General features: G+C 40.6%; 20 protein-coding genes. 12 read left to right on the top strand and 8 right to left on the bottom strand.

The window, feature by feature from the left end:
* Positions 1-61: 61 nt before the first annotated feature.
* Genes MPH60_RS26150 through MPH60_RS26140 form a run of 3 tightly spaced genes read right to left on the bottom strand, consistent with a single transcriptional unit; the run spans position 62 to position 3,958 of the window.
* The gene (locus tag MPH60_RS26150; RefSeq protein ID WP_241593785.1) at positions 62-1,276 is read right to left on the bottom strand and encodes a Ger(x)C family spore germination protein; all 1,215 of its coding nucleotides are present in this window, start codon (positions 1,274-1,276) and stop codon (positions 62-64) included.
* On the bottom strand, positions 1,260-2,363 hold the full coding sequence (locus tag MPH60_RS26145) for a spore germination protein (RefSeq protein WP_241593786.1): 1,104 nt from the start codon (positions 2,361-2,363) through the stop codon (positions 1,260-1,262). The genes MPH60_RS26150 and MPH60_RS26145 overlap by 17 nt, the downstream gene beginning before the upstream one ends.
* A 26-nt stretch (positions 2,364-2,389) precedes the next feature.
* The gene (locus MPH60_RS26140; RefSeq protein ID WP_405390644.1) at positions 2,390-3,958 is read right to left on the bottom strand and encodes a spore germination protein; all 1,569 of its coding nucleotides are present in this window, start codon (positions 3,956-3,958) and stop codon (positions 2,390-2,392) included.
* A gap of 590 nt (positions 3,959-4,548) precedes the next feature.
* Here MPH60_RS26140 and pbp4b point away from each other — a divergent pair.
* The gene (pbp4b, locus tag MPH60_RS26135) at positions 4,549-5,922 is read left to right on the top strand and encodes a penicillin binding protein PBP4B (RefSeq protein ID WP_241593791.1); all 1,374 of its coding nucleotides are present in this window, start codon (positions 4,549-4,551) and stop codon (positions 5,920-5,922) included.
* A gap of 82 nt (positions 5,923-6,004) precedes the next feature.
* Here the strand turns inward: pbp4b and MPH60_RS26130 are convergent, their stop codons facing one another.
* Both MPH60_RS26130 and MPH60_RS26125 read right to left on the bottom strand, forming a co-directional pair.
* Entirely contained in the window at positions 6,005-7,726 is a 1,722-nt protein-coding gene (locus MPH60_RS26130) for an ABC transporter ATP-binding protein (protein ID WP_241593788.1), read from the bottom strand.
* Positions 7,727-7,827: 101 nt separating this feature from the next.
* On the bottom strand, positions 7,828-8,829 hold the full coding sequence (locus MPH60_RS26125) for an ABC transporter substrate-binding protein (RefSeq protein WP_241593789.1): 1,002 nt from the start codon (positions 8,827-8,829) through the stop codon (positions 7,828-7,830).
* A 135-nt stretch (positions 8,830-8,964) separates the two neighbouring features.
* Here MPH60_RS26125 and MPH60_RS26120 point away from each other — a divergent pair, with 135 nt between their 5' ends.
* The 5 genes from MPH60_RS26120 (at position 8,965) to MPH60_RS26100 (ending at position 15,060) form a co-directional block, all read left to right on the top strand.
* The gene (locus tag MPH60_RS26120; RefSeq protein WP_405390355.1) at positions 8,965-10,005 is read left to right on the top strand and encodes a FecCD family ABC transporter permease; all 1,041 of its coding nucleotides are present in this window, start codon (positions 8,965-8,967) and stop codon (positions 10,003-10,005) included.
* Positions 10,002-11,030, top strand: a complete 1,029-nt coding sequence (locus MPH60_RS26115; RefSeq protein ID WP_241615881.1) for a FecCD family ABC transporter permease — start codon at positions 10,002-10,004, stop codon at positions 11,028-11,030. Before MPH60_RS26120 ends, MPH60_RS26115 begins: the two co-directional genes overlap by 4 nt.
* Positions 11,031-11,256: 226 nt before the next feature.
* Complete coding sequence (gene hutP / locus MPH60_RS26110) at positions 11,257-11,706, top strand: hut operon transcriptional regulator HutP (RefSeq protein WP_241594500.1); 450 nt, start codon at positions 11,257-11,259, stop codon at positions 11,704-11,706.
* Positions 11,707-11,820: 114 nt separating this feature from the next.
* The gene (gene hutH, locus MPH60_RS26105; RefSeq protein ID WP_241594501.1) at positions 11,821-13,338 is read left to right on the top strand and encodes a histidine ammonia-lyase; all 1,518 of its coding nucleotides are present in this window, start codon (positions 11,821-11,823) and stop codon (positions 13,336-13,338) included.
* A gap of 324 nt (positions 13,339-13,662) precedes the next feature.
* Positions 13,663-15,060, top strand: coding sequence for an amino acid permease (locus tag MPH60_RS26100; protein WP_241594517.1), 1,398 nt, complete (start codon positions 13,663-13,665; stop codon positions 15,058-15,060).
* Between the two features lie 655 nt (positions 15,061-15,715).
* Here MPH60_RS26100 and MPH60_RS26095 read toward each other — a convergent pair.
* Complete coding sequence (locus MPH60_RS26095; protein WP_241594502.1) at positions 15,716-16,669, bottom strand: acetyl-CoA carboxylase carboxyltransferase subunit alpha; 954 nt, start codon at positions 16,667-16,669, stop codon at positions 15,716-15,718.
* A complete protein-coding gene (accD, locus tag MPH60_RS26090) occupies positions 16,666-17,523 on the bottom strand; it encodes an acetyl-CoA carboxylase, carboxyltransferase subunit beta (RefSeq protein WP_241594503.1) in 858 nt (285 codons plus the stop codon). The genes MPH60_RS26095 and accD overlap by 4 nt, the downstream gene beginning before the upstream one ends.
* A 1,655-nt stretch (positions 17,524-19,178) precedes the next feature.
* Between accD and MPH60_RS26085 the strand changes: the two genes are divergently transcribed.
* Complete coding sequence (locus tag MPH60_RS26085) at positions 19,179-20,384, top strand: quaternary amine ABC transporter ATP-binding protein (RefSeq protein WP_241594504.1); 1,206 nt, start codon at positions 19,179-19,181, stop codon at positions 20,382-20,384.
* Between the two features lie 4 nt (positions 20,385-20,388).
* Positions 20,389-22,116: a glycine betaine ABC transporter substrate-binding protein gene (locus tag MPH60_RS27860; RefSeq protein WP_272492863.1), complete on the top strand. Its 1,728-nt coding sequence runs from the start codon at positions 20,389-20,391 to the stop codon at positions 22,114-22,116.
* A gap of 64 nt (positions 22,117-22,180) precedes the next feature.
* Here MPH60_RS27860 and MPH60_RS26070 read toward each other — a convergent pair whose 3' ends face one another.
* Entirely contained in the window at positions 22,181-22,360 is a 180-nt protein-coding gene (locus MPH60_RS26070; RefSeq protein ID WP_241594505.1) for a hypothetical protein, read from the bottom strand.
* A gap of 336 nt (positions 22,361-22,696) precedes the next feature.
* On the opposite strand from MPH60_RS26070, the gene MPH60_RS26065 reads away from it, so the two are divergent.
* From MPH60_RS26065 to essB, 4 genes are all read left to right on the top strand, one after another.
* Positions 22,697-23,611, top strand: a complete 915-nt coding sequence (locus MPH60_RS26065; RefSeq protein WP_241594506.1) for a nucleoside hydrolase — start codon at positions 22,697-22,699, stop codon at positions 23,609-23,611.
* A 397-nt stretch (positions 23,612-24,008) separates the two neighbouring features.
* Positions 24,009-24,299 carry a WXG100 family type VII secretion target gene (locus tag MPH60_RS26060; RefSeq protein WP_034306171.1) on the top strand — a complete coding sequence of 97 codons (291 nt, stop codon included), beginning with the start codon at positions 24,009-24,011 and terminating at the stop codon, positions 24,297-24,299.
* A 95-nt stretch (positions 24,300-24,394) separates the two neighbouring features.
* Positions 24,395-24,634, top strand: coding sequence for an EsaB/YukD family protein (locus MPH60_RS26055; RefSeq protein WP_053537134.1), 240 nt, complete (start codon positions 24,395-24,397; stop codon positions 24,632-24,634).
* Between the two features lie 71 nt (positions 24,635-24,705).
* A complete protein-coding gene (gene essB / locus MPH60_RS26050) occupies positions 24,706-26,055 on the top strand; it encodes a type VII secretion protein EssB (RefSeq protein ID WP_241594507.1) in 1,350 nt (449 codons plus the stop codon).
* Positions 26,056-26,059: the final 4 nt, after the last annotated feature.

Here is a 26,059-nt window from a genome sequence, read left to right as displayed (position 1 = left end):
AAATAAATAGTTTTCATTTCCAACATTTAATGCTGGAAGCTCTATGTGTTTATCCTGGGATTCACTTCTTCGATCCTCCTGTTGTTCCATAATCATTAATTGTTAATTTTACATCGTAATGGATAGAAGCTTCACTAAAAGTTTGGTCCCAATCCTTTTTGACACGATTCCATACTTTTGGTTGCTCAATTCTCAATCGATTTCCGAAGCCAGCAACGTCCACTTGGTATTCTTTTTGCATTTTTTCTAAAACATTCCCCACCAAGCGTTTCACTTCTTTTTCAAATGATTTTTCTGCTTTTTTTAGAAATTCATTTTTAAAAGTATTCCCTGAAACTACCCAGTTTTCAGACAGTCTTCCCACTGATTCAATGTTTACATCAAAAGATATGCTGTTTCCTTTAACTCGTGGTATGATCCTGCTTTTCATGGTTTCTATTTCATATACAATCGGCTGACCGGTTTCTTTATCAAAGCTTTTCACAACACCGCCTTTTCCCTTACCTGTTATCCACGTCACTCCCTCCAGTTCTTCCTCATTCAAAGTACCAGTCATTTTGTGTGTCTTTCCATCGATTACGGCAGCTCCGGCAAATTTGACTTGCCCATCTGCTGATAGAACTTTTTGCATCAGAAAACTAGACCCTGATTTGATCTTGCTTTCTACTTTAATATGCGACATGGGGGGCAAAATTCTCGTTGTTCGATATGCATTTTCTACAATGCCAGCCAGACGGAACGCTGGGATTTCTCCTGCTTTCTTTGTTTCCAGTGTTTTACTTGCTCTTCCTTTACTGATGAGCACAAGGCAGCTTGGCCTAACCTCACTTTCTCGTAGATTTTGATCAAGTAATTGTTCCAACTTATACGATCTTGCAAGATTTTCACCGATAACAACCACTTTCATATGGTGAGCGGTTACGGGTTGTTCACTTCTCAAAGATAATTCACGAACCATTTGATGCAAGGAGTCTCCAGTTTCAGAAACATTAACATAAGATTTTTGTTGTGGTCCGGATTGTTTCGTCGTCGAACTCGCTACCAGTGGAGTGATAAATTGATAGGTTGCTGTAATCAGGTTCCTTTTTGAATAACCCTCCCCTTGTTCGTTCAACTTTTTCTCGATGGAGGACTGCTTGGCTTTATCGAATGCCAAACCTATACCTAAACTTTGCTCTTCAATTTCATGACTGCTCCAACATCCTGTAAGGGATAAGAACGAAAGAACGGAGAGGGAAATGAAGAGGGGGCGTCTATTGCTATGTGATTGTTTCATATTTTCCTCCCTTTATTCTTGAGATGATAAGCAGTAGAAGGGGGAGTAAACCAAATAAAAACATTGCGATATTGCCGACAAAATCTCCTTGCTTAAATAGGTCATTGATATTTTTTGGAATCATGGCAAGGATGTAGAGAATCGGAAGCAAACCAAACATGAAGGGGTGAATGCTTTTTTTCGTAATTTGAGCCAGCCCTAAAGCGGCTGCAAAAAACGTGATCGTAAATGTGGCGAATATTTGCATGATCCAGACAACGAGCAATAAAGATTCAAATCGTTCAAAGATCAAACCGGCGATTTCAAAACTTCGGATAAGATCAAGTGTCGGCCATGTTCTAAGGACCACTCCATCAACAGATAATGCCCCGATAACCATCACGACCGTTATCACGTAAAAAATCAATGGAATGGAAACGCCAACAAGCAGGGCTTTTACTGCTTTTTTGGGCTGATTCATAAATGGAAGAAGCAGTAGCATAATTTCAGGCCCTGAAAAAGCGAGAGCCGTTGTTTTTACTCCTTTAAGTACAGGGACGATTCCTTCTCCTAATACCGGACGGAGATTATCGATTTCAAATATTTTGAAGCTCATAAAGGTAACAACCAAAAAAAGGATAACTGTCAAAGGTAGAATAATTTCAAAAAGACGGGCGATCGGGTTAATGCCGCCGATGATGAGATAAAGACTTACCCACATGAAGATCATAATAATTGCCCAAGTAGGCGTACCCTCCAGAAGTAAATACCTTATTACTTCCGCCATTGCACGGAGCTGAAAACTGGAAGTTGTCAGAAAGTAACATATTACAACTAAACTTAGTAGCCCGCCCAGCCATTTTCCTACAATTTCATTGATGTATTGATAGAAGGTCTTTTCGGGAAACTGTTGGCTTAATTTGACCATGATCAGCCCCGCGGTTATAGTGATAACTCCGCCTAAAATAACGCTTATCCATACATCTGGTGTTTGTACCTTCTCCGTAGATGATCTGGGTAGGGTGAGTAATCCTGTGCCGAGTATAAAGTTGATGACAATGACTGCTGCTTGAGGAGTTGTAATTTTGTCTTTCGGATTGAGAATCATTCTATAACCACCCTTTCACCGATAGGTTATCCTTTACGTATGGGATTTTTTGTATGCATCATCTTTGGACGGCGTTTCATCATCATAAGTGGCATGCGTACCATCAGGTCTTTCCACTCACTTAAGCGATAAGGAACGGCTGGACTCAAATAAGGCACACCAAAGCTTTTTAATTTCACTAAATGGCTGGTCATTAAAAGAAAAAAGAGAATGACCCCGTATAATCCAAATGTGGCAGCACATAGCATTGCGGGAAAACGAAGAATCCGTAATGTAAACCCTGCACTATATTGCGGAATGGAAAAGGATGAAATGGCTGTTAACGCTACTACAATGACCAGAACGGGGCTAACGATCCCTGCCTGTACAGCAGCTTCCCCAATGATTAAACCGCCGACAATTCCCATTGCGGGACCGATTGGTTTAGGCAATCGCAGTCCTGCTTCCCTCAGAATTTCGATGGCTATTTCCATGAATAATGCTTCAATAAGTGCCGGAAACGGGACCCCGGACCTGGTTCCGATAATGGAGATGGCCAGCTTGGTCGGAATCAACCCTGAATGAAATGAGATAAAAGCTATATACAAAGACGGTGTAAAAAGGGCCAGAATAGCTGCGAGGTAACGAAGCATACGGATGAATGTGCCTGGAATCCACCTTTCATAATAATCTTCCGGTGACTGCAACATCATGCTTAAGGTAACCGGAACGATCAAAGCGAATGGCGTCCCATCTAACAAGATGGCCACTCGCCCTTCCATCAAAGCAGCGATCACGCGATCAGGACGCTCTGTATTCTGTACCTGCGGAAAAGGACTAAGGTAATTATCTTCAATAAGCTGCTCTACATAACCTGATTCCGGCACACTATCCATATCGATTTTCTTAATTCGATTTTCCACCTCTTGAACTAACTCGGGATCAACAATATCTTTTATGTAAGCGACAACCAAATCCTTTTTTGAAAGCTTTCCTACTTGGAATTTTACTAACGATAAATTCTCAATTTCACCACTGCACCTTAAAAAAGATGTATTATCACTCAATGATTCAGTGAAACCGACACGTGGACCTCTGACTAATGCCTCTGATACCGGCTCTTCAATCGTTCTTGTTTTATGTTTTGCAGTTCCAAGGATCAGCGCATCCAATGATCCATCAATTAAAAGGGCGGTAGAACCTGTTAGTACTTTAGATGCTAACTCTTTAATGGAACGGATAGCTTCTATTTCACTAATGGATAACACTTCATTTTTTATGAATTCTTTTGAAATGCTTCCTTTGAGGAAGGGAAGGTTCTGTTTATATTCTGCTGAAAAATCAAGCATCAATGATGACATAATATGCTTATCAATGAGATCTTTATCCGATAGTCCATCCACAAAAATGATAACTGATCGTATACCGGTTCGCCCTAGATTAAATTCCCGAAAATGCACATCCCAATTATGGCCAATTTCTTGCTTAACACATTCAAGATTAAAATTAAGATTATCTGTAAACTGATTTGTTGGATTTTGGGAAGTATATGCTTCTTGTTTGTCTTTTTTGTTACTATTTCCTTTTTTACCAATCTTTGATATCCACTCTTTCATCATCATCACTCATCCTTTGAGGTGCGAAGCAAATTAAACAATTTGCTGATTAGATACGGAATAACAAATACAATGAAAGCCTGTATAAAAACCTGCCATTCTGGAAGGTAGGAAACAATCGTTTTCCACATTTTCATCACCCTATACTTGTCTCAGATAGCAGCTGAAATTCCTTTATTTCTCAAATAGTATGAATATCTTCTATGTTTCTTATGCAATGAAGTTAAAAGCCATTAGCCGTATTTGCCATCAATTTAGACTTCGCATCAGCTTAGCGGGAAGGTGATTTTGAATATAGTAGAGGATAAGTCGATATCAGCGACTCATTGATTATAGTGAGCTTTAATAAACATCGGTTTTCCTTTCTTTGAACGGAGGATGACTTATGCTCACGATTTGAAATATAATTTTAAAAATATCAATATAAAATTGAAATGGAACACGAAATAACCTATACTGAAAATTAAGAATTATTTGTAAATATTATCCGCTTTTGGAAATTGCGCGCTTTTATAAATTTAAATATGAAAAGAGATGGAATGAATCCGATTATTATCTTTCGGTAATGTATTTCAAAGGGGTGGAAAATGATGAATATATGGACAAGCTGCACTCTTAGTTCAATACTGGCACTTTCCTTATTAGCACCTTCCGTGTCTTTTGCTAATGAAAATTCAAATCATGTAGCCGCTGTGAGTAAGGAGACTGCCGGCCAGTATCCAATATTAAAGAAAGCAAAAAAACCGGAAGAAGCGGGCTTTTCGTCTGAAAAGCTGGATAAAGTGGATCAGCTTATTGAAACGGAAGTGGCAGCCGGTTTCCCTGGTGCTGCACTGATTGTCATTAAGGACGGAAAAATCGTTAAAAATGAAAGCTACGGGTACAAACAGAAGTTTGATGAACATACACCTCTTAAGAAATTTCAGAAAATGGAAAATGACACGTTATTTGACCTTGCTTCGAACACGAAGATGTATGCAACCAATTTTGCCATTCAGAAACTAGTCAGCGAAGGCAAGCTGAATATCGAGGCAAGAGTCCAGCAATACATTCCTGAATTCAAAGACACGGAGGAGGATGTAATCAAAGGAAAGGACAATCTGAGGATTATTGATGTTCTTCATCATACAGCAGGGTTTAGACCCGATCCGCAATACCATAATCCAAAGGTTTCGAAAGAACTTTATTCCCAGGAGCGGGATAAAACCATCGAGTTCATTTCCAAAACACCTCTCACATATGTACCTGGAACACAGAATGTCTACAGTGATGTCGATTATATGCTGCTTGGTGCCGTTGTTGAAGAAATAACGGGCCAACAGCTTGATGCCTATGTTGAAAACGAATTGTACAAGCCGCTTGGTTTGAAAAATACAAAGTTCAATCCTCTTCAAAAGGGCTTTAAGCCAAAGGATTTTGCCGCAACTGAATTGCTTGGCAACACCCGGGATGGCGTGATAGACTTCCCTAACATTCGCACATACACACTTCAAGGGGAAGTGCATGATGAAAAAGCCTTTTATTCGATGGGAGGCGTTTCAGGGCATGCCGGACTTTTCTCCAATACGGAAGATATGGCTGTCCTTCTGCAGGTGATGCTGAATGGCGGGGGATACGGTAAACATACTTTGTTTGATCTAGAAACCATCGATGAATTCGTCGCACCTTCCAAGATGAATCCTACATATGGACTTGGGTGGAGACGAAATGGCGATGCCAGCATGGAATGGATGTTCAGCCCTTATGCGAGCGACAGTGCCTACGGTCATACTGGCTGGACCGGGACGGTCACGATCATTGATCCGGAAATGGATTTAGGGATTGTGTTACTAACAAATAAAAAGCACTCACCGCTCGTTAACCCTGTAGCCAATTCCAATCAGTTTTTTGGCGACCTCTTCAAAACAGGAAGCTATGGAAGTGTTGTAACTGCAATTTATGAAGCATTGGAAACGAATCAATGAATATAACATAAAGTTAAAGGCCTCCCAATAATGTTGGGAGGCCTTTTTTCTCGTTTATGGATTTCTTTAGCCAAGCTTTATTCTATACAGTTTGGGCAAGGATCAGATTTTTATATGCTCCGTCTTGATGGAGTAAATTATCATGGGCACCTTGTTCGATGATTTCTCCGTTTTGTACAACGATGATGCGATCGGCATGTTTGATTGTCGCTAATCTATGTGCAATGACAAGTGTAGTCCGATTTATCGAGAGGCGCTCCAAAGCTTTCTGAACTGCTTTTTCTGTCTCGGTGTCTAGAGCGGAAGTCGCTTCATCAAGGATTAATATCGGTGGGTTCTTCAGGAATATACGGGCGATCGAGACACGCTGTTTTTGCCCTCCCGATAATTTCACTCCGCGTTCTCCAATCAACGTTTCCAAGCCTTCGGGCAATTGTTCGATCAAGTCATTCAATTGAGCATCTTCGATGGCTTGGTTCAATTGGGCTTCGGTTGCCTCAGTATTGCCGTACATGATGTTATCCCTAATCGTTCCATCAAATAAAAAAACATCTTGTTGTACGATACCGATATGTTTTCTTAATGAAGTCAATTTGTAGTCCCTGATATCAATGCCATCAATTTTAATACTGCCTGACTGGATATCGTAGAAGCGGGGCAGCAAGCTGCATAATGTTGTTTTACCACCACCTGAAGCACCTACCAATGCTATCGTGTTACCTGCGGTTACTGAAAAAGAGATATCTTTTAGTATCGTTCTGTCCGCTTCATAGCCAAAAGAAACATTCTCGAAAACTACATCACCTTTTACGGAATCAACTTCGATTGCGTCCTTGACATCATGGATATCCGGGAACATATCAACCAATTCCAGGTATCTTTTAAACCCTGCATAACCCTTGGGCAAGGTTTCCAAAATCGAGCTGATTTGTTTGATTGGTGCTATGAATATATTCGAAAGCATAATGAATGCCACGAACTCCCCATAGGTCATTTTTCCATGTATGACATACCAAGCCCCGCAGCCCAGCACGGTTAAGGCGACCAATTTCATGAGAATGAAGTTCATCGACGTACTCCACGCCATGATTTTATAAGCAAGGAGCTTTGTCAGGCGAAATTCCGAGTTGCTGCGATTGAATAGCTGAATTTCATGAGCCTCTTTAGTAAAGGATTGGACAACGCGGATGCCGCTGATATTATTTTCGATACGAGCATTATAATTCGCGATATCACCAAACATCCTTTTGAAAGCCCTTGTCATTTTACGGCTGAAATAGACGGATAAGACGATTAAAAAGGGAACAACCGTAAATACGATAATGGCTAATTGCCAATTAATTTGGAACATGACGAAGAAGGCCCCAAAAATGGTCATGAACGCTATGAATAAATCCTCTGGACCATGGTGTGCGATTTCCCCGATATCCATTAAATCATTCGTCATCCTGGATACTAAATGCCCTGTTTTGTTATTGTCAAAAAACTTAAAGGATTGCTTTTGCAGTTTGGAGAATAGATTTTCCCTAAGGTCCGTTTCGATGTTTATACCAAGTTTATGCCCGTAGTAAGAAACGATGAAGTTTAATAGAGTACTCAATAAGTAGATGGCAAGAAGCGCTACACATGCTATTATTATGTATTTCCAATTGCTGGTTGGTAATAGATCGTCTATTATTCGGTTCACTGCAAGGGGAAAGATTAACTCTAAAACAGCAATTAAAACTGCACATGAAAAATCAATAATGAATAGTCTTTTATAAGGTTTATAATAATTTAAGAAACGCTTGATAACAGTAGACATGATATATCCTCATTTTTCCTTGATTTCATCAAACATGATTCATATAGGTCCCCTATGGGGAAACAGACAAAGGCCATCACTGCCTGTGATAGCCTTTATTATTATTTCACTAAACTTTTTAAAACATTATCAATGATTTGTTCATTAGCGATTGCTCCAGTGTATAACCAGCTTTCATCAGCAGAAAACTCATGAACATTTCCAGCCTTTACAGCTGGTATACTTTTCCACAAAGACTCATTCAAGGCTTTAGAGCCAGTTGAATCATCACTATTGATCAAGAAAAGGTGATCGGCATCCAATTCCACTAACTTCTCTAATGAAATGGCACTCCAGTTCCCTGTTGCACTAGCGGATATTTCTTTTACCACAGCGGGAACTTTCAAGCCTAAATCTTCGTACATTACAGCTCCGCTGGAAAGTGTTTCACTTACAACGAAGAATTTTCCGCCTACTAGCCAAATAGCTGCCACAGAAGGATTATCCGTTTCTTTTTTTAGCGTTTCTTTTGCTTTTGCAGCTTTAGCATCATACTTTTCTAAAGCTTCCTTAGCGGCTTCTTCTTTGCCAAATACTTCTCCAACGCGCTTAAGCTCATCACGCCAGTCATTGTTTACCTCGGTACCGATTACATATGTAGGTGCGATTTTATTATATTGCTCATACTTACCGCCTTCAACCATGCTGGCAGAGTCCATGATGATTAAGTCAGGTTCCGTTTTTTGAACAGCTTCAAATGGAAGGTCATGTGGAATGGTAGGGATTCCGTCAAGTTCGTCTTGTAAATACCCCTGTATACTTGCCCCATCTTTCACACTCCATTGAGCGACAGGCTTTATCCCGAGAGTGACAAGATTATCTTCAAGATATGTAGCGATGACACGTTTCGGATTGGCTGGGACAACTACCTTATTCCCCATTGCATCCGTTAAGGTTCTTGTTTTGGCTTCTCCTTGTTGGTCTTTAGCTGAGGTTTGATCTGTTTTAGTTGTCGAAGATTGACTTTCCGTTGCTTCTTGGTCACCGCAGGCAGCTAATGAAAGTGCTAATAATCCAGCGCCCATCGCCTGCAACATTTTTTTCGTGCTCATAACTTTATACATTTGAATCCTCCTAAGGATATGATAGAATATACCGTGGATGATAATGATTATCGATTTCAATTAATTTAAATATAGAAACCACTCATTGTCAATCGTTATTTTTGCATTTTCACTTTGGAGAGAGTAGTTGTTAAGATGAATTCAAAAACGGAAATAAATAAGATACCGCTAAATACATATAAAAATAGATTAGTAAGTTTGATACTAATGATAGTAGGTATTGGGTTATTGCTCATTTCGGTCGTGGCTTCGATTAACTTTGGGGCTGCCGATTTGAGCTATCGTGATGTTTATAACGCATTATTTCATTTCGATGAAGATAATCCGGCTCATACGATCATTCGGCAATTAAGGTTTCCGCGTGCGGTCGCCGCAATATGTGTAGGAGCTGCTTTAGCTGTTTCAGGAGCGATCATGCAGGGAATGACAAGAAATCCATTGGCATCACCTTCGATAATGGGTGTAACGGCGGGGTCTTCATTTTTAATTGCAATTGCTCTCGTGGCTATGCCAGGTGTTACTTACCTAGGTTTGATGATGTTCTCATTTGTGGGGGCAGGGTTAGGAGCTGCATTAGTTTTCGGGATTACATCGTTTTCCAGAGGCGGCATTACACCAGTAAAGCTGGCGTTGGCCGGCTCGGCCATTACATCCTTGCTAAGCTCACTTTCGACGGCTGTCGGGATTAAATTCAATATTTCAAAGGATATAAGCTATTGGTTTGCTGGAGGTGTTTCAAGTGTGCAGCCGCAGCATGTTTTATTTACGCTTCCATTTATATTGGCAGGGCTATTGTTAGCCATAGCCCTTTCCCGTTCTATTTCCATTCTCAGCCTAGGTGAAGAAGTGGCAAAAGGTCTTGGTCAGAATACAGGCATAGTGAAACTAATCGGAACGATTGTGGTATTGCTGCTGACGGGAGCTGCGGTATCGATAGCGGGAATGATAGGTTTCATTGGCTTGGTCATTCCCCACATTACAAGGTTTTTGGTAGGGAATGATTATCGGCTGATCATTCCATGTTCTGCAATTTTGGGTGGCGTGCTATTGATTGTGGCTGATATCGTCGGGCGTATGGTGAATGCCCCATTCGAGACGCCTGTCGGAGCCATAACGGCCATCATCGGCGTCCCCTTTTTCCTTTATTTAGCACGTAAGGAAGGGAGGGGATTATGATGCCCAAGCATTCAGATCCAAAAGAGGGAATGTTTAAGAAGCTGCTTTTATTAACTGGCGTTTTAACCGTCATAGTCTTTTTCATTAGCATTAATGCAGGCTACATTAAGATTCCGTTGATTGACGTCATAACGACAATATTGGGAAATGGCACTGCTCAAAACGAATTGACGATTTTGGAATTTCGTTTACCAAGAATCGTTTTAGCTATTCTCGTTGGAATGGGAATCGCCATATCAGGGGCCATTTTGCAAGGCATCTCACAAAATCCCCTAGCTGACCCTGGGATCCTTGGCATCAACGCAGGAGCAGGTTTCACAGTTGTACTATATATGTTCTTCTTCCAAGGCACTGCATTTTTCAAGGGATGGTCATCGGTATTCATCATGCCTTTCACTGCTTTAGTGGGTTCATTCCTTGCCGCTTTTTTAATTTATGCACTATCTTGGAAAAAAGGGCAGGTGACGCCTGCGAGACTATTATTGGTAGGCATAGGAATTAATGCTGCTTTCGGTGCAGGTCTGGTCATCTTCCAGATGAAAATGGAACCGAACAATTTCATGAAGGCATTAATCTGGTTATCCGGGACGATCTGGGGGACGAATTGGACTTTTGTATGGGCGTTATTACCGTGGTTGGTCGTATTGATTCCTTTAGCGATTTATAAATCCAAAGTATTGGATGTTTTGCGCTTGGGTGACTCGATTGCCATTGGAGTTGGTGTCCAGATAGAAAAGGAACGCAGGCTTTTATTGCTGATTTCGGTCGCTTTGGCAGGTGTATGCGTTTCGGTTGGCGGAGGCATTACGTTTTTAGGCCTGATTGCCCCGCATATAGCCAGGAGACTAGTGGGGGCGAGACATGCAAAACTACTGCCACTGACTGCAATCCTAGGTTCCTTATTGCTGTTATCTGCCGATACTTTAGGTAGGGTCATCATGGCCCCGATGGAATTGCCAGTGGGGATTATCGTTTCGATTTTAGGAGCGCCGTATTTTATCTATTTACTCGTGAAAAATATTTGAAGAAGTACAGAAAAGCTTCAGAAAAAAGCCCATTTTATGAGGATGGGCTTTTTGGGTTTTTAATGAATATTGATGAGAACTGTACGGACAGAAAGCTGATCTCAGGAGTGATGAATCATCCCCTAAAAGAACTATTTTTAAAAATATATTGACCGAATGGCTTGTATCCGCTTACAATGATATTTAGTTATTAGTGTATTTAGAAAATTGTAAAAGAGGTACCTGCATGACAAAGGAATTCGACAGAAGAATCGGGCGCCATGCAATCATGTACGCGTTTGCGAACGAAGAGGAAGAAGTCATATTGACGAATGACCTTAAGCGGATGGATTGGCTTTATGGAAAAGGTAAAGTCGGTTCAATGGAGCTGCAGAAAATAGTTGCGGCCATTGAGACATCAGCGAAAAGACTTGGATTAGTCAATCCCGATAAGTATCGTGAAATGCATGCACTGTATCATGCGATCATCGAAGCACTCCAAGGAGTGACACGCGGCCAAGTCGAGCTTGGCGGTCTTTTGAGGACTGCGGGCCTTCGGTTTGCCATCGTTCGGGGCAGGCCGTTTAAAAACGGGGACGAAGGTGAATGGATTGCTGTAGCCGTGTATGGAACGATTGGAGCACCGGTTCGGGGATTTGAACATGAAGCCGTTGGCTTGGGAATTAACCACATTTAAATAATTAAAAGCCTATAGTTATTTAGTGAAATAGGGGGCTGTATTGAAAGACTGGATAAGTCTGTCAATACGGCCTCCTTTTGTTTGTTTAAAAAAAGAATAGGGGTGCAGGAAATGATTATGTTAACGGGCCAAACTTTAACGATTGAAGAAGCGAAAAAAGTGTTGTATGGGGAGGCATTTGTCACGGCTTCTGCCGAGAGTGTCAAGAAAGTGGAAAAGAGCCGGGAAGCGGTTGAAAATATCGTGAAGCAAAAGAAAGTCATCTATGGCATCACAACAGGTTTTGGAAAATTCAGCGATGTATTGATTGATGCAGAGGATGCAGAGCAGCTACAGTGGAATTTGATTCATTCCCATGCGTGCGGAGTCGGGGAGCCGTTTCCTGAAGTCGTTTCGAGAGCTATGGTCCTTCTCCGTGCCAATGCGCTATTAAAAGGGTTTTCCGGCGTACGTCCTGTCGTCATTGAACGTTTGATCGATCTTTTGAATGCACATATCCATCCGGTCATCCCTCAGCAAGGTTCTCTTGGAGCAAGCGGGGACTTGGCGCCGCTTTCCCATTTGGCGCTAGTATTAATGGGAGAAGGGGAAGTGTTTTATAAAGGAGAGCGAATGGAGGCCATCGTAGCTTTATCGAAAGAAGGCATTCTTCCTCTGACACTTAAAGCAAAAGAAGGTCTTGCATTAATTAACGGAACACAGGCCATGACGGGGATGGGCCTCGTCAATTACATTGAAGCCGAACAGCTGGCCCATCAAACTGAAGCGATCGCTTCACTGACGTTAGAGGGATTACGCGGCATAGAAGATGCCTTTGATGCGGACGTTCATCTGGCACGAGGCTATCGCCAGCAAACAGAGGTCGCGGAACGGATTCGCCGCATGATCAGCGGCAGCCAGCTCATCACCAAGCAAGGAGAACTGCGGGTACAGGATGCCTATTCGCTCCGCTGCATCCCTCAAGTGCATGGGGCATCATGGCAAACACTTGATTATGTAAAAGAAAAACTGGAAATCGAAATGAATGCTGCGACGGATAATCCGCTTATTTTTGACGATGGGGAAAAGGTTATTTCAGGGGGGAACTTCCATGGCCAGCCGATTGCATTTGCGATGGACTTCATGAAAATCGCTGTTGCCGAGCTTGCGAACATTTCAGAGCGCCGCATTGAGCGACTCGTCAATCCTCAGCTGAATGATTTACCGCCATTCTTAAGTCCGTCACCTGGCTTGCAGTCGGGAGCGATGATCATGCAATATTGTGCAGCTTCACTAGTTTCTGAGAATAAAACACTCGCACATCCTGCAAGTGTTGATTCCATTCCATCTTCAGCGAACCAGGAAGATCATGTAAGCATGGGAACGATTGGGTCCCGGCACGCACATCAAATCATTCAGAACGTACGCCGCGTTTTGGCGATTGAGCTCATTTGTGCCCTACAGGCGGTGGAATACCGCGGAACAGAAAAGATGGCTCCGTTTACAAAAGAGTTTTATACGGAAGCAAGAAAGCTCATTCCAAGCATTACACAAGATCGTATCTTTTCAAAAGATATTGAGGCAACGGCAAGCTGGTTACATCAAATCGATTGGAATTCATTTATTAATAGGAGTTTACCTACAACATAATAGGAAGTGCGGAATATCCGAATGAACGTTAGGCTTATCGCCCTTTGAACTGGGTTTTAAGCCTAACATCGTTATATAAATGCTACATAGATCCCAGAAATCCAAAAAGGTCTCAGCATTAGAGAAAATGACCTTGAAATAGCAATAAATGCAGGAAATGACCATTGCTGGAATGATCGACTTTACCTATTCGTGCTAGATTAAAAATGCATTTTTGGAGGGGAATCTAATTTGGAAAATCGGCAATTGCAACCACCTGTCATAAATGAAAAAAACCAGCCGTCAAATACTTTACAAAGGAAGCTGAAAGCGCGCCACCTTACGATGATATCGCTAGGAGGGGCAATCGGGACTGGGCTGTTTCTCGGAAGCGGGCCGGCCATCCACTCTGCAGGGCCTGGCGGTGCTTTGGTCGCTTACGCCGTAATTGGTATAATGGTTTATTTTATTATGACAAGCCTAGGGGAACTGGCATCATTCATGCCAGTCAGCGGAGCTTTCAGTACCTATGCTACGCGTTTCATCGACCCGGCATTAGGTTTTGCGCTTGGTTGGAACTATTGGTTCACTTGGGCGATGACGCTTGCCGCGGAACTATCTGCCGCAACGATGGTCATGAAGTTTTGGTTTCCTGACAGCTCGTCTTTTTTATGGAGTTCTTTGTTTTTAGTCTTGATATTCTTATTGAATTACGTATCCGTTAAAGGGTATGGCGAAGGGGAGTATTGGTTTTCCCTCATTAAAGTGGCAACCATCATCATTTTTATCGTTGTCGGAATATTGATGATATTCGGGATCATGAACGGTGAGGCGGTTGGTTTTAAAAACTTCACAGTTGGTGACGCTCCGTTTGCCGGTGGTTTTTTGGCAACATTGGGTATTTTCATTGCTGCTGGATTTTCTTTTCAAGGTACAGAAATAGTCGGTGTTGCAGCCGGTGAAAGTGAAGACCCGGCAAAAAATGTACCTCGTGCAGTTCGCAGTATTTTTTGGAGAATCTTCCTCTTTTACATCCTGGCGATACTTGTTATTGGATTGATCGTTCCTTATACGAATGGCAATCTGCAGGGGCACACGATCATGGTTAGTCCATTTACGATGGTGTTTGAAAAAGTGGGACTGGCATTTGCCGCTTCCGTGATGAATGCCATCATTTTGACAGCCGTATTATCCGCTGGTAATTCTAGTCTTTACGTGACAAGCCGAATGTTGTACTCGATGGCAAAAGATGGGCTGGCACCGCGTATTTTCGGGAAGCTTAACAAGCGCGGCGTTCCCATTTGGGGACTGGTTGTCACTTCACTTGTAGGGATGCTGGCCTTTTTTGCTTCCATTTTCGGTGATGGAGTTATTTATATTTGGCTTATGAATGCGGTTGGAGTCACTGGATTTATATTTTGGCTCGGTATAGCGGCAAGCCATTACCGGTTTAGAAAAGCTTATATCGCTCAAGGGTATTCACTGAACGATCTTCCCTATAAATCAAAATGGTTTCCTTTCGGACCGATATTTTCCTTTGCTCTCTGTTTTTTCGTTTTATTGGCGCAAAACTATCAGGCTTTCATTGGCGATGACATTAACTGGGCAAGTGTGATCGCTGCCTATCTTGGCATCCCATTCTTTTTGATAATGTGGCTTGGTTATAAGTTCATTAAGAAAACAAAAGTAGTTCCGCTAGAGGAATGCCAGATTGATTTTGATGAACATAGGAATGCCAAATAGACATAAGACTTCTTTTAATCATTTATTTGGATTAATTATTAAAATATGCAACTTTCTTTGTTAAGAGCGTTAGCAGCCTTTAAATGAGTATCTTACCGCCAAGAAATAAAACAAACAATATTTGAAGTGATGAGAAAATGATCATCGGTTCCAGTTGATTAAGCCGAAGTTGGAGATGATTGAATCCATACGCACTATATCAATTTCATTTTAGGGATATTCCTTTTTAAAGAATTGGTATTATCCCATTATCCCCCTGCAAGTAGAGTGACAAGATGTCCTTGATAATCTACCTGGAGGGGATTTTTTTATGGCGGAAAAGGGACAAACATTTAAAACATATACAGAAGAATGAAATCGTGAAGCCGTTCGATAAAGTTGGAGAGGTTCATTGAATTTATGGTTTGTTTAATAGGAAAGAGACTTACCTTGATATCGATTAATAAACGGTTTTGTCAAACAGAGATAAGCCCTTCCAAAAGGGGTTGGAGGGTTACTTGGCATGACCATGAATCATGTAACAAAAGGATATATAATAATTCGGGTAATTGGGGAGGAAAGACATTGTGTCTTACAAAATATCTGAAGGTATTGTTAAGTCTATCGTCTATATGAAATGATCTATGAACATGTTGGAAAATAATTGATCATCTACTTAATTACATGTCCTTTTTTCCATATACTCACCAATTTTGCGAAACTTATCAAAACGCTGTTGGCGTAGGATGCCTTTATCTAATTGACCAAGTTCTTGTAATGCTTTGCGTAATGTTTCTTTGATAAATTGCGATTGAAGTGGGATGTCCATATGTGCTCCTCCAACAGGTTCTTTGATGACCTCATCAATCACCCCTAGTTTCATCAAGTCCTTAGCCGTAATTTTCAATACTTCAGCTGCCCGTTTTGCTTGTGTGGCATCCTTCCATAACACTGCTGCTGCTCCTTCAGGTGAAATAACCGAATAAAATGTGTTTTCTAGCATGTAGATTCGATTGCCAATCCCTAGAGCCAACGCACCACCACTCCCACCTTCACCAACTACAAAGCAGATGATCGGTACTCCAAAACTAGCCATTTCACGAAGATTGTGGGCGATGGCTTGAGATTGTCCACGTTCTTCGGCTTCACGTCCTGGGAAGGCTCCTGGCGTGTTAATAAATGTTACGATGGGGCGATTGAACTTATTGGCTTGTTGCATTATTCTTAAGGCTTTTCTGTAACCTTCAGGTTGCGACATGCCAAAACGACGATAGATATTGTCTTTTGTATTTTGACCTTTTTGATTTCCTAAAACAGTTATAGGCATTCCTTCGAAGGTAGCGATTCCAGAAACTAATGCAGGGTCTTCCCCATAAAGTCTGTCACCATGAAGTTCAATAAAGTCTTCAAAAATGTGGTGGATATAATCTAAAGTAGTTGGACGTTGTTGAATTCTGGATAGTTGAATTTTATCCCAAACTTCCATATTCTCATTAAGATGAATTTTGATTTCATTGACTTTTTGCTCAAGATTTTTTAATACTTCGTTAAGGTCAAGATTATGCTTTGCGGACACCTCTTTCAGTTCAGCAATTTGATTTTCCAGTTGTTTTAATTCTTGCAAATTCATCGTTTAAAGCACTCCTTGAAATTGAGATGATGGATTTTTAAAATGGTTGTTAATGATTGTTTTAATTCATTCCTATTTACAACCATATCCAATTGCCCATGTTCCAATAAAAATTCAGAGGTTTGAAAATTCTCTGGAAGTTCTTCTCTTATTGTCTGTTCAATTATGCGTCTTCCTGCAAAGCCAATTAAAGCTTGCGGTTCGGCAATATTGATATCACCTAATGAAGCGAAACTAGCAGAAACTCCACCCGTTGTAGGATTGGTTAAAACGGATACGAAAAGAATTTTTTCATAGTGTAGTTGTTCTAAAGCAACACTTGTTTTTGCCATCTGCATGAGACTAAGAATTCCTTCTTGCATGCGAGCTCCGCCGCTTGCTGAAAACAATATAAATGGTTTTCGTGTTTTTAATGATTCCTCAATGGCTCTTGTGATTTTTTCACCGACTGCTGATCCCATGCTTCCCATACGGAAACGAGAATCCATGACACCTAGCACAACCGGATAGCCGCCTATGGAAGCTTCCCCAGTAATGACCGCATCATTTAATGCAGTCTTATTCTTATCAGAAATTAATTTATCTTTATATTCAGGGAAGTTCAACGGGTCAACGGAAATTAAACTTTTATTGAATTCCGAAAAAGAACTACTATCTGTAAGCATTGAAATGCGGTCATAAGCTGTAACGGGGTAGTGATATTGGCATTTCGGACATACATTCAATTCTATTTTCATAAGAGATTCATCATAGGTTTCCCCACATGATTTACAAGTAAAAGGGATGGGAGTAAAGCTTTTGTCTATTTCAAAAAAAGAGTTCGATTCTATTTTTTCTCTTTTTAATGGATACATCTTCATCAATCCTCCTGTGGTAAGACCGCTGAATTACAAGTTACGCTCACCATTCCTTAAAATAAGGAGCGTGATTTTTAGCTTTTCTTAAAAAGTTTTATACAAACAGAAATCATTTATTTTTGTATGAATGCATGTTTACTTGGGAAATCAGAAACTTACGATTTTTTTGATGGGAATTACGTAGGCTTGTATACAAACCGAGTATACAGGTATGAGTGTAATCATTATTTATCGCTCACCATTATTCCAATTCTTAGAAAGAACGATTTACCAATTGGTGTAAGCTCATAATATGCACATACCAATATAATTGAATGGACTCATTCTTCCGTGGATAATATTTTTTTGGTTTATCAGATTGTAAAAAGATAAAGATTAATAGTTTTTTAAATCTAAAGGGGCAGATTAGGAACACATAATATTCAAGAGGACAATATTAGAAAAATGGAAGGTAATGGAACTTTGGGGTTTATATATATATATTCGTATAAGTTGATAGGGGTTCAATTGAAAGTGAAATTACCATAACAGACAAAGCAAATTAAAGGAGAAATGAAACAAAGAAGTTTATGGCTAAGTTAGGGGAAGTGCAGCAACTGTTGATTTACGCTGCGAGAACCGTTCTTATTATGCTGGCATGAAGCCAACGGCTAACTGATTAATCTGTTGTTCCTCTTCTCCGCCATGCAAAATTACTTCCCCTTTTAGTGTTTCAGTATTGAAAACTTGTATGAATGGAATGGAAAGAAGGCAATTGACTAACTAAGTAGCCATCTATCGTTTTTTTGTACTTCTTGTTTTGTCCTCGAAGAGTATTCGATTGTAAGATTATTTCCCATTTTAAAAAAATGATAAATCGTGTGTCTGAAAAAATGTTTCGATGTCCCGGTTATTGCTTTAACCACTGATAAATCAATGTTTATAGAAGGTTGGTGCCACTTTCAGATGGTGCACCATCTTAACGTATATACACAATAATTCCGCCCCACATCATTTGAATTTATATTCATTCTTTGTTAAGGTAATGAAGTGCTTTAGGGATAGCGGTTCATTCCGTGTGCTGGGACTGAACAATTCCCTAAAATAAAAAACCATTATATTTCAGTTGGTATATGCTGTGCCTGTTAGTTTCCTCAGTAGTATTGCACTTCTTTTCCCTGCAAAGCTCAAATTAGACACATTGGGAATCCCATGATCATATTTCTATGCGTTTTGGTGTTATACTGCACTGCAAGTATCATTCCACCTGGTTAAGGAAATGAAATACATTAGAGGGTAGTCGTAAGTCCATCTGGACAAAACTCTAAGTGGAAATCGTTTATATTACAGTTGGTATATGTTGTGCCTGCTTGTTTCCTCAGTTGTGATTGCACCTCTTTTTTTTCCTACTTGAAATGCTCAATTTATCACACATAATATAATCCAAGTAAAGAAGTACTTCTTGGGAATAATAAATTATAGATTATTTTTCTATGCACCTACGCCCTGTGCACTGAACAAGTGTCACTTCCGCTTTTTTTGAAGAAAAAGCATTAGGGTAGAATTTCGGTTATTTCAAGGTACTTGTGCATTAATAATCATCACTCGCATAAAACGGGGGAATTCAGCAAAACTGAATATCATATGGGCAACTATTAGAATGAGGTGACTTGATGAAGCCGAATGTAGAAGTCAGAAATGTCTCGAAAATTTTTGGCAAATCTCCAAAAGCAGCAACAGACTTATTGAAGCAAGGCAAAACGAAAAAAGAAATCCTAAAAGAAACGGGACAAACGGTCGGAGTGAATAATGTTAATTTCGAGATTTATCCCGGCGAAATTTTTGTCATCATGGGCTTATCAGGAAGCGGGAAATCCACTTTGATCCGCATGTTCAATCGTTTGATCGATCCCACTTTGGGTGAAATCCTAATTGATGATGAAGATATCGTGAAGATGAACGCGGCCCGGTTAAGGGAAGTCAGACAAAAGAAAATAAGCATGGTCTTTCAGAACTTTGCTTTATTTCCGCATAAAACGATACTTGAAAACGCTGAATTTGGGCTCGAAATTAAAAAAATGGATCCAGCAAAGCGTCATGAAAATGCGATGAGGGCTCTTGAAGCCGTTGGATTGAAAGGCTACGAAAATCAGATGCCATCACAGCTTAGCGGCGGTATGCAGCAAAGGGTTGGTTTAGCCCGGGCACTCGCCAGTGATACGGATATCCTACTGATGGATGAAGCCTTCAGTGCACTTGATCCATTGATTCGTAAGGATATGCAGGATGAACTGATTCAAATCCAGGATCAGTACAAAAAAACGATCATTTTCATTACCCATGATCTTGATGAAGCATTAAGAATCGGGGATAGAATTGCCCTCATGAAGGATGGAAGTGTCATTCAATTGGGGACCCCTGAACAAATCATGATGAATCCAGCCAATGAATTCGTCGAGAAGTTTGTAGAAGATGTTGATCTATCAAAAGTATTGACAGCGTCTCATGTGATGATACGCCCAGAGAAGATCGCGGTGGACAGAGGCCCGAGGGTTGCCTTGGAAATCATGCGTAAACAAGGGTATTCCAGCATTTTTGTTGTGGATAGAAAGCAGAAGTTATTGGGCGCCGTGACTGCTGAACAGGCTCGTCAGGCAATGAGCAATAACCAATCGATCTCAGAAGTGATGTCAACCGATATCCCGACTGTAAAAGAGGATGAATTACTTGGAAACCTCATGGATGTGATGGCGACTTCAAGCTTGCCAATCTCAGTCATCGATGATCAGAACAGAATTAAAGGAATTCTTCTTCGCGGTGCCGTTATCGGCGCTTTGGCAGGAAATAAAGATTCCTTGAATGAAATGGAGAGTGAATAATTCAATGAATATGCCGAAAATCCCACTAGGAGCTTGGGTCGATTCTTTAGTGGATTGGATAACTATTGTATTTGCTGGATTATTTACATTTATTACGAATGTAATTGAGGGTCTATTGAATATCTTGGTCGATGTAATGAGTGCAGGGCCTTCGATCGTTTTAATCATCGTCCTGACCCTTCTGGTTACTTATACAAGCAAATGGCCATTGGGAGTATTTGCATTCATAAGCTTACTATTGATTGATAATCTGGGTTATTGGGAATCAAGCATCCAAACTCTGGCAATCGTTATATTGTCAGGAGCTTTAACGATAGTGATCGGGATACCGATCGGAATATGGTGTGCCCAAAATAAAACCGTGCGCAGTATCGTAACCCCAATCTTGGATTTCATGCAAACGATGCCTGCATTCGTTTATTTGATTCCTTCGATCTTATTCTTTGGAATAGGGGTAGTGCCTGGAATCATTGCGTCATTCATTTTCGCGATCGCACCGACAATCCGAATGACCAATCTTGGGATTCAGGAAGTGCCTAATGATTTGATCGAGGCATCGGATGCTTTTGGTTCAACCAGCAGCCAAAAGTTATTCAAAGTACAAATACCATTGGCTACTCCAACGATCATGGCGGGAGTTAACCAAAGCATCATGCTCGCACTGTCAATGGTCGTTACAGCCTCATTGGTTGGAGCACCCGGACTTGGGGCGGATGTCTACCGGGCTGTCAGCCAAATTAATGTGGGACAAGGATTTGAAGCAGGATTATCCATCGTAATCATTGCAATCATTTTAGATCGTATCACGCAAAACCTTCGTAAACCAGCTTACGAACATATCGTTAGCAGGAAAATCATCTTTACAATATTGGCTTTACTTGTTGTGGGTACTGCACTATTCGGTGCTTTTACAAAAGAAAAAGCTGTGAACGGGGATGAAAACAGTCTTGCTGCTAAAGCCAATTATGAAATCATCGGAATTGAACCTGGAGCAGGAATAATGAAGTTGACTAAAACGGCTATGGATGATTATAAGCTGGATGATTGGAAAGTGGTTGAAGGGTCATCGGCAGCGATGGTTGCAGAATTGAAAAAAGCAATCGATAAAAAAGAACCAATCGTCGTTACAGGATGGTCACCGCATTGGATGTTCTCAAAATATGACTTGAAATATCTCGAAGATCCGAATGAATCCTTCGGCAAGGCTGAAAATATTAACTCGATTGCCAGAAAAGGCCTTGAACAAGATGCCCCTGGCGCTTATAAAATTCTTGATCAGTTCTCCTGGGATACGAAAGATATGGAAGATGTAATGGTCAAAGTTACGGAAGGTATGTCTCCTTCAGAAGCAGCAGAAAAATGGATAAAGGAAAATCAGGACAAAGTATCCGAATGGACCAAAGGTGCACAATCAGGAAATGGTGAAAAAATCAAACTGGTTTATGTTGCTTGGGACACTGAAATTGCCAGTACAAATGTGATTGGCAAGGTACTGGAGCAGAATGGCTATGATGTAACCTTGAGTCAGGTCGAGGTAGGGCCAATGTTTGCTGGTGTAGCAAACGGAAGTGCGGACGCAATGGTGGCTGCATGGCTCCCGGGAACACATCTTGAATACTATAATAAGTATAAAGCTGATATGGTTGACCTTGGACCAAACTTAAAAGGAACAAAGCTTGGTCTGGTCGTACCGGATTACGTCGATATTGATTCGATTGAAGACTTAAAATAAGAAAAACGAGGGGATTTCATTTTTGAAATTCCCTCGTTTTTTAGTTTATATGGTCCGCTGAGGATCAATGGATGGAAACGAATTTATTCCTCAATTCCTCTTCCGTCACTTCGATCTTTCCTTTCAAATCTTCAGCCAGTAATACATAACTTTTCACGCCAATGAATTCTGAATGTGATATTAAAAAGAATTTTGTTCCTTTTTTATACGCTGGATCATCTTCAACCAATTTAAACATTTTCATCCTTTTTCCACCTTGGAAATCATATTCGTAACGCAAATTGCATCGAACAAGTTGAAAAGGGAATTAGGTCACTACTAAGATGCAACATCTTCTTTTCACTTTTTATATCATTGATATTTATGGGCGGTCAACTATTTTTACTGGAAGATACAAGAACCAGCTGGCATTGTTTATTTGTTTGCAAATTATGATTATTCCTAACTTTCTGTGGAATTGCCGATCGTTGAATGTTAAAATTCAGTTGGAAAACAGTGATTCTTTATACATATGAAAGAGAAAAGAGAGCCAATGAGAGTTAAGGGCTCTCCAAAAGTGATTTTGGAAGGTGTGAAAATATTGAAACCAATCATATTTGATGTAGATACCGGTATTGATGATGCCATGGCGATGGCATATGCTTTAAATTCCCCTGAATTAGAAGTGCTCGGTTTTACCACTTGCTTTGGTAACGTGCCCGTTGTTGAATCGACCCGCAATACGCTTGCCGTTTTGGAGAAATTAAATAGGCGCATTCCGGTTTATGAAGGTGCTGACCAAACTTTGGTACGCGGAAGGAAGAAGAGGTATCCCAAGCATGTACATGGGGAAGACGGGTTAGGAAATACCCTTCGGTTTGAACCAACAATCAAAGCATCACAGGGAAATGCAGTAGACTTCATCATCGATCAAGTGCAAAGCAGACCGCATGAAATCACGATTATTGCAGTTGGACCACTGACTAACATCGCATTGGCGATTAAAAAAGCACCAATGACCATGTCTTTAGTAAAAGAGGTCGTTATTATGGGCGGTGCCGTAAACGTACCAGGAAATGTAACCCCTTATGCTGAAGCGAACATAATATCAGATCCTGAAGCAGCACATCAGGTATTAACTTCAGGACTGCCAATCACCCTAGTGGGGCTTGATGTGACGCTGCAAACATATCTTCTGAAATCGAAGCTTGATGATTGGCGTGCCACTGGTAAGGAAAGCGCCGAATTTTTAGCGGAAATGACCGATTATTATATGAAGGCATATGAAAACTCCCATCCAGGTTTGGGCGGTTGCGCCCTTCATGATCCGCTTGCAGTCGGGGTTGCGATTGATTCAAGTTTTGTGAGTTCAGAATGGATGAACGTCAAGGTGGTGACCGAGGGTGAAGAAACAGGCAGGACAATCGGTCAAAAGGATGGCGAACCAAGAATCCGCGTCTGTACGAATGTGGAAAGTGCCCGGTTTGTGAAACATTTCTTGGAACGGGTTATATGACATTGAATCATGTATTAATTTTGCTGTCCCTGTTTAATAAATAGATCGGAGTCAGGCCGAATTATTATTATGGCATTCAAACTTTAATCAAACGTTTGATTAAAAGGAAAGTCTAAAGTCACTATTATTATGATGAGAACCATATTATTGGATTATGGCTCAAAAATAATGGGTATAAGGAACTTTTTTTACCATAAAAAAGTAAAATGATTAAAATTTTTAAAGAAATGGGTTTTAAAATATGGAAAAACAGGTACATAGACTTTCATAATGCCATAAATAGGTTTTTTTGCATAATCATAATTTACCATTTTTCGACTTTGTGGTTATTTATATGGCAGAAAATGTATGGTTCTATTAAAATGTACTATATAAGATAAAAGGAGGAGTTTTTTCTATGTCACAAATTCGCGTAACACCTTCAGAACTGAAAGATGTAGCCAGACAATATGATAATGAGAGCCAACAAGTAACGGATATGATTGGTCGTTTAGATAGAATGAGAGATCATTTAACTGGAATTTGGGAAGGTTCTTCCAGTGAGGCTTTCGTAGGCCAGTACGAAGAATTAAAGCCTTCATTCATGGATATGGCTCGCTTGTTGAATGAAGTTTCTCAACAATTGAATAAATCAGCTCAAATCCTTGAAGACACAGATAATCAGATTGCTAGTCAAATTCGCGGATAATCATTAGGTCAATGAGATAAAGAAATTTCTAGGAAAAAGCGCCGCGACTCTTTATGAAGATCGTGGTGCTTTTTTGCTTTAAAGAGGTGGTTTCCATATATATTCAACTAACGATCGATTTAAACAGGTATACAGGGGAAGTATTTGATTTGCAAGTGTCGAATTACCGCTCCATCAAAAAGGTTGTGGAAATCATATGGCAGGTAAAGGATATTGCCAGTGCACCTAAAGAAGGCTATTGGGTGCGGGTCCAGAATAAAGAGTTCGTATGTTCAGGTTATGAAACCCTGCTTGATAGCGGAATTACGACGGGGGACCGCCTAGAGATCCTCTAATGGGTCAAGTGTGGACTCTTTATAGGAAAAAAGTCTAAAGCCCTTTAGCAGGGGTAAAGGAGTTACATAAAATGGATGAGAAAAAATCCTCATATCTGGAGAAAAAAACAGAAGCTGCAATGATGAAGGATGATAATGGGCATTTGTTCGTTTTCCAACGGGCAAAATTATCAATGCAAGACCCATTGGAATTACAGCTTATTCATGAAGCGGATGATGCTCTCCAGAAACATATAGAAGTGACAGAGGACGAGGTGCAGATCAGAGTAAATCCACCAGCCTCTTTTTTTGTTTTTTCCAAAGCTAAAGATAAAAATCCATTGAGCAGATGGTTATCGTCTTATCAAATCTTGAAGAAAATCAGGAATCATGAATTGAGTCGCCTGCAACTTGTCGTCTGTCCGGAAAATATCGTTTTTGATTCAAGCTTGGCCCCATATTTCCTGCATTATGGCGTAAAAGACAGTTTGCCTCCTTATGAGCATAATCAAGATGAGCTATTTAAAGAAACGAAGGCAACGATTTCAGCGCTTGTGGATGGGCAGTATACATTCGAAGAGTATCTGCTTTACCATAAAACCCTGAAACTATCGAGTGAATCACAAAGCATATTGGCAGCGGGGACTTGGGATGAACTTTCCATGGTCATTCAAAATCGCATAGAAGATTTGGAGAAGGAAGAAAAATCATTTGTGCATATCCCTGAAAAGAAATGGAAAATGGGTCGTTATACACTTTGGGGTACGATGATCGTTCTAGTGCCGCTGCTATTGTTTACGATTTACACACTATTCTTCTCCCAACCTAAGCAGGATGCATATGTAGATAGCGGTGAAAGCTTTTTAAAACAAAAATACAGTGAAGTCATTGACCGGTTGGAAAACTACGATCCGAAAAAAATGCCTTATGTCGTTCAATATGAATTGGCGAAGTCATACGTCGCTTATGAACCGTTGGATGGTGTCAGAAAGAAGAATGTAGAAAATGCAATCACTTTGCAGACCGATAGCCAGTATCTCTTATATTGGATTTATATAGGCAGGGGCATGAGTGAAGACGCGATCGATTTGGCGAGAATCATGGAGGATCGTGAATTGATTATGTATGGACTCGTAAATCTGAAAGAACAGATTAAGTTGGACGATAACCTTTCTGGGGAAGAAAAGGAAACGCAAATTAAAGAAGTCGATACGGAGCTATCCCAATATGAGAAGGAACTAAAGGAATTGAAAAAGCAATTGGAGGAGCAGCAAGGTGAGAACCAGCCTTCAACAGAATCGAATTTAGAGGATAAAGGCGAAACGGAAGCAAAGCCTGCTGTAAAAGAGGAAGCGGAAAACGAACCTGCTTCTGGTGAGAAAGAGGAAAGTAAGGATTCCTCCAATAAATCATCCGAAGAAAAAGAGAAAAGCAAAGAGTGAGCAA

It is taken from the genome of Peribacillus sp. Aquil_B1, assembly GCF_022603275.1.
Classification (GTDB): domain Bacteria; phylum Bacillota; class Bacilli; order Bacillales; family DSM-1321; genus Peribacillus.
The sequence above is the reverse complement of the archived record's forward strand: the minus strand, read 5'-3'. Positions and strand labels throughout refer to the sequence as shown.

Bases quoted from the DNA above. Each gene is read 5' to 3' on its own strand.
- MPH60_RS26120 (WP_405390355.1), top strand. From the start codon at position 8,965: ATGAATTCAAAAACGGAAATAAATAAGATACCGCTAAATACATATAAA.
- essB (WP_241594507.1), top strand. From the start codon at position 24,706: ATGGATGAGAAAAAATCCTCATATCTGGAGAAAAAAACAGAAGCTGCA.
- pbp4b (WP_241593791.1), top strand. From the start codon at position 4,549: ATGAATATATGGACAAGCTGCACTCTTAGTTCAATACTGGCACTTTCC.
- MPH60_RS26060 (WP_034306171.1), top strand. From the start codon at position 24,009: ATGTCACAAATTCGCGTAACACCTTCAGAACTGAAAGATGTAGCCAGA.
- MPH60_RS26095 (WP_241594502.1), bottom strand. From the start codon at position 16,669: ATGAATTTGCAAGAATTAAAACAACTGGAAAATCAAATTGCTGAACTG.
- MPH60_RS26150 (WP_241593785.1), bottom strand. From the start codon at position 1,276: ATGAAACAATCACATAGCAATAGACGCCCCCTCTTCATTTCCCTCTCC.
- MPH60_RS26145 (WP_241593786.1), bottom strand. From the start codon at position 2,363: ATGATTCTCAATCCGAAAGACAAAATTACAACTCCTCAAGCAGCAGTC.
- hutP (WP_241594500.1), top strand. From the start codon at position 11,257: ATGACAAAGGAATTCGACAGAAGAATCGGGCGCCATGCAATCATGTAC.
- accD (WP_241594503.1), bottom strand. From the start codon at position 17,523: ATGTATCCATTAAAAAGAGAAAAAATAGAATCGAACTCTTTTTTTGAA.
- MPH60_RS26070 (WP_241594505.1), bottom strand. From the start codon at position 22,360: ATGAAAATGTTTAAATTGGTTGAAGATGATCCAGCGTATAAAAAAGGA.
- MPH60_RS27860 (WP_272492863.1), top strand. From the start codon at position 20,389: ATGAATATGCCGAAAATCCCACTAGGAGCTTGGGTCGATTCTTTAGTG.
- MPH60_RS26125 (WP_241593789.1), bottom strand. From the start codon at position 8,829: ATGTATAAAGTTATGAGCACGAAAAAAATGTTGCAGGCGATGGGCGCT.
- MPH60_RS26130 (WP_241593788.1), bottom strand. From the start codon at position 7,726: ATGTCTACTGTTATCAAGCGTTTCTTAAATTATTATAAACCTTATAAA.
- MPH60_RS26100 (WP_241594517.1), top strand. From the start codon at position 13,663: ATGATATCGCTAGGAGGGGCAATCGGGACTGGGCTGTTTCTCGGAAGC.
- MPH60_RS26140 (WP_405390644.1), bottom strand. From the start codon at position 3,958: ATGAAAGAGTGGATATCAAAGATTGGTAAAAAAGGAAATAGTAACAAA.
- MPH60_RS26115 (WP_241615881.1), top strand. From the start codon at position 10,002: ATGATGCCCAAGCATTCAGATCCAAAAGAGGGAATGTTTAAGAAGCTG.
- MPH60_RS26085 (WP_241594504.1), top strand. From the start codon at position 19,179: ATGAAGCCGAATGTAGAAGTCAGAAATGTCTCGAAAATTTTTGGCAAA.
- hutH (WP_241594501.1), top strand. From the start codon at position 11,821: ATGATTATGTTAACGGGCCAAACTTTAACGATTGAAGAAGCGAAAAAA.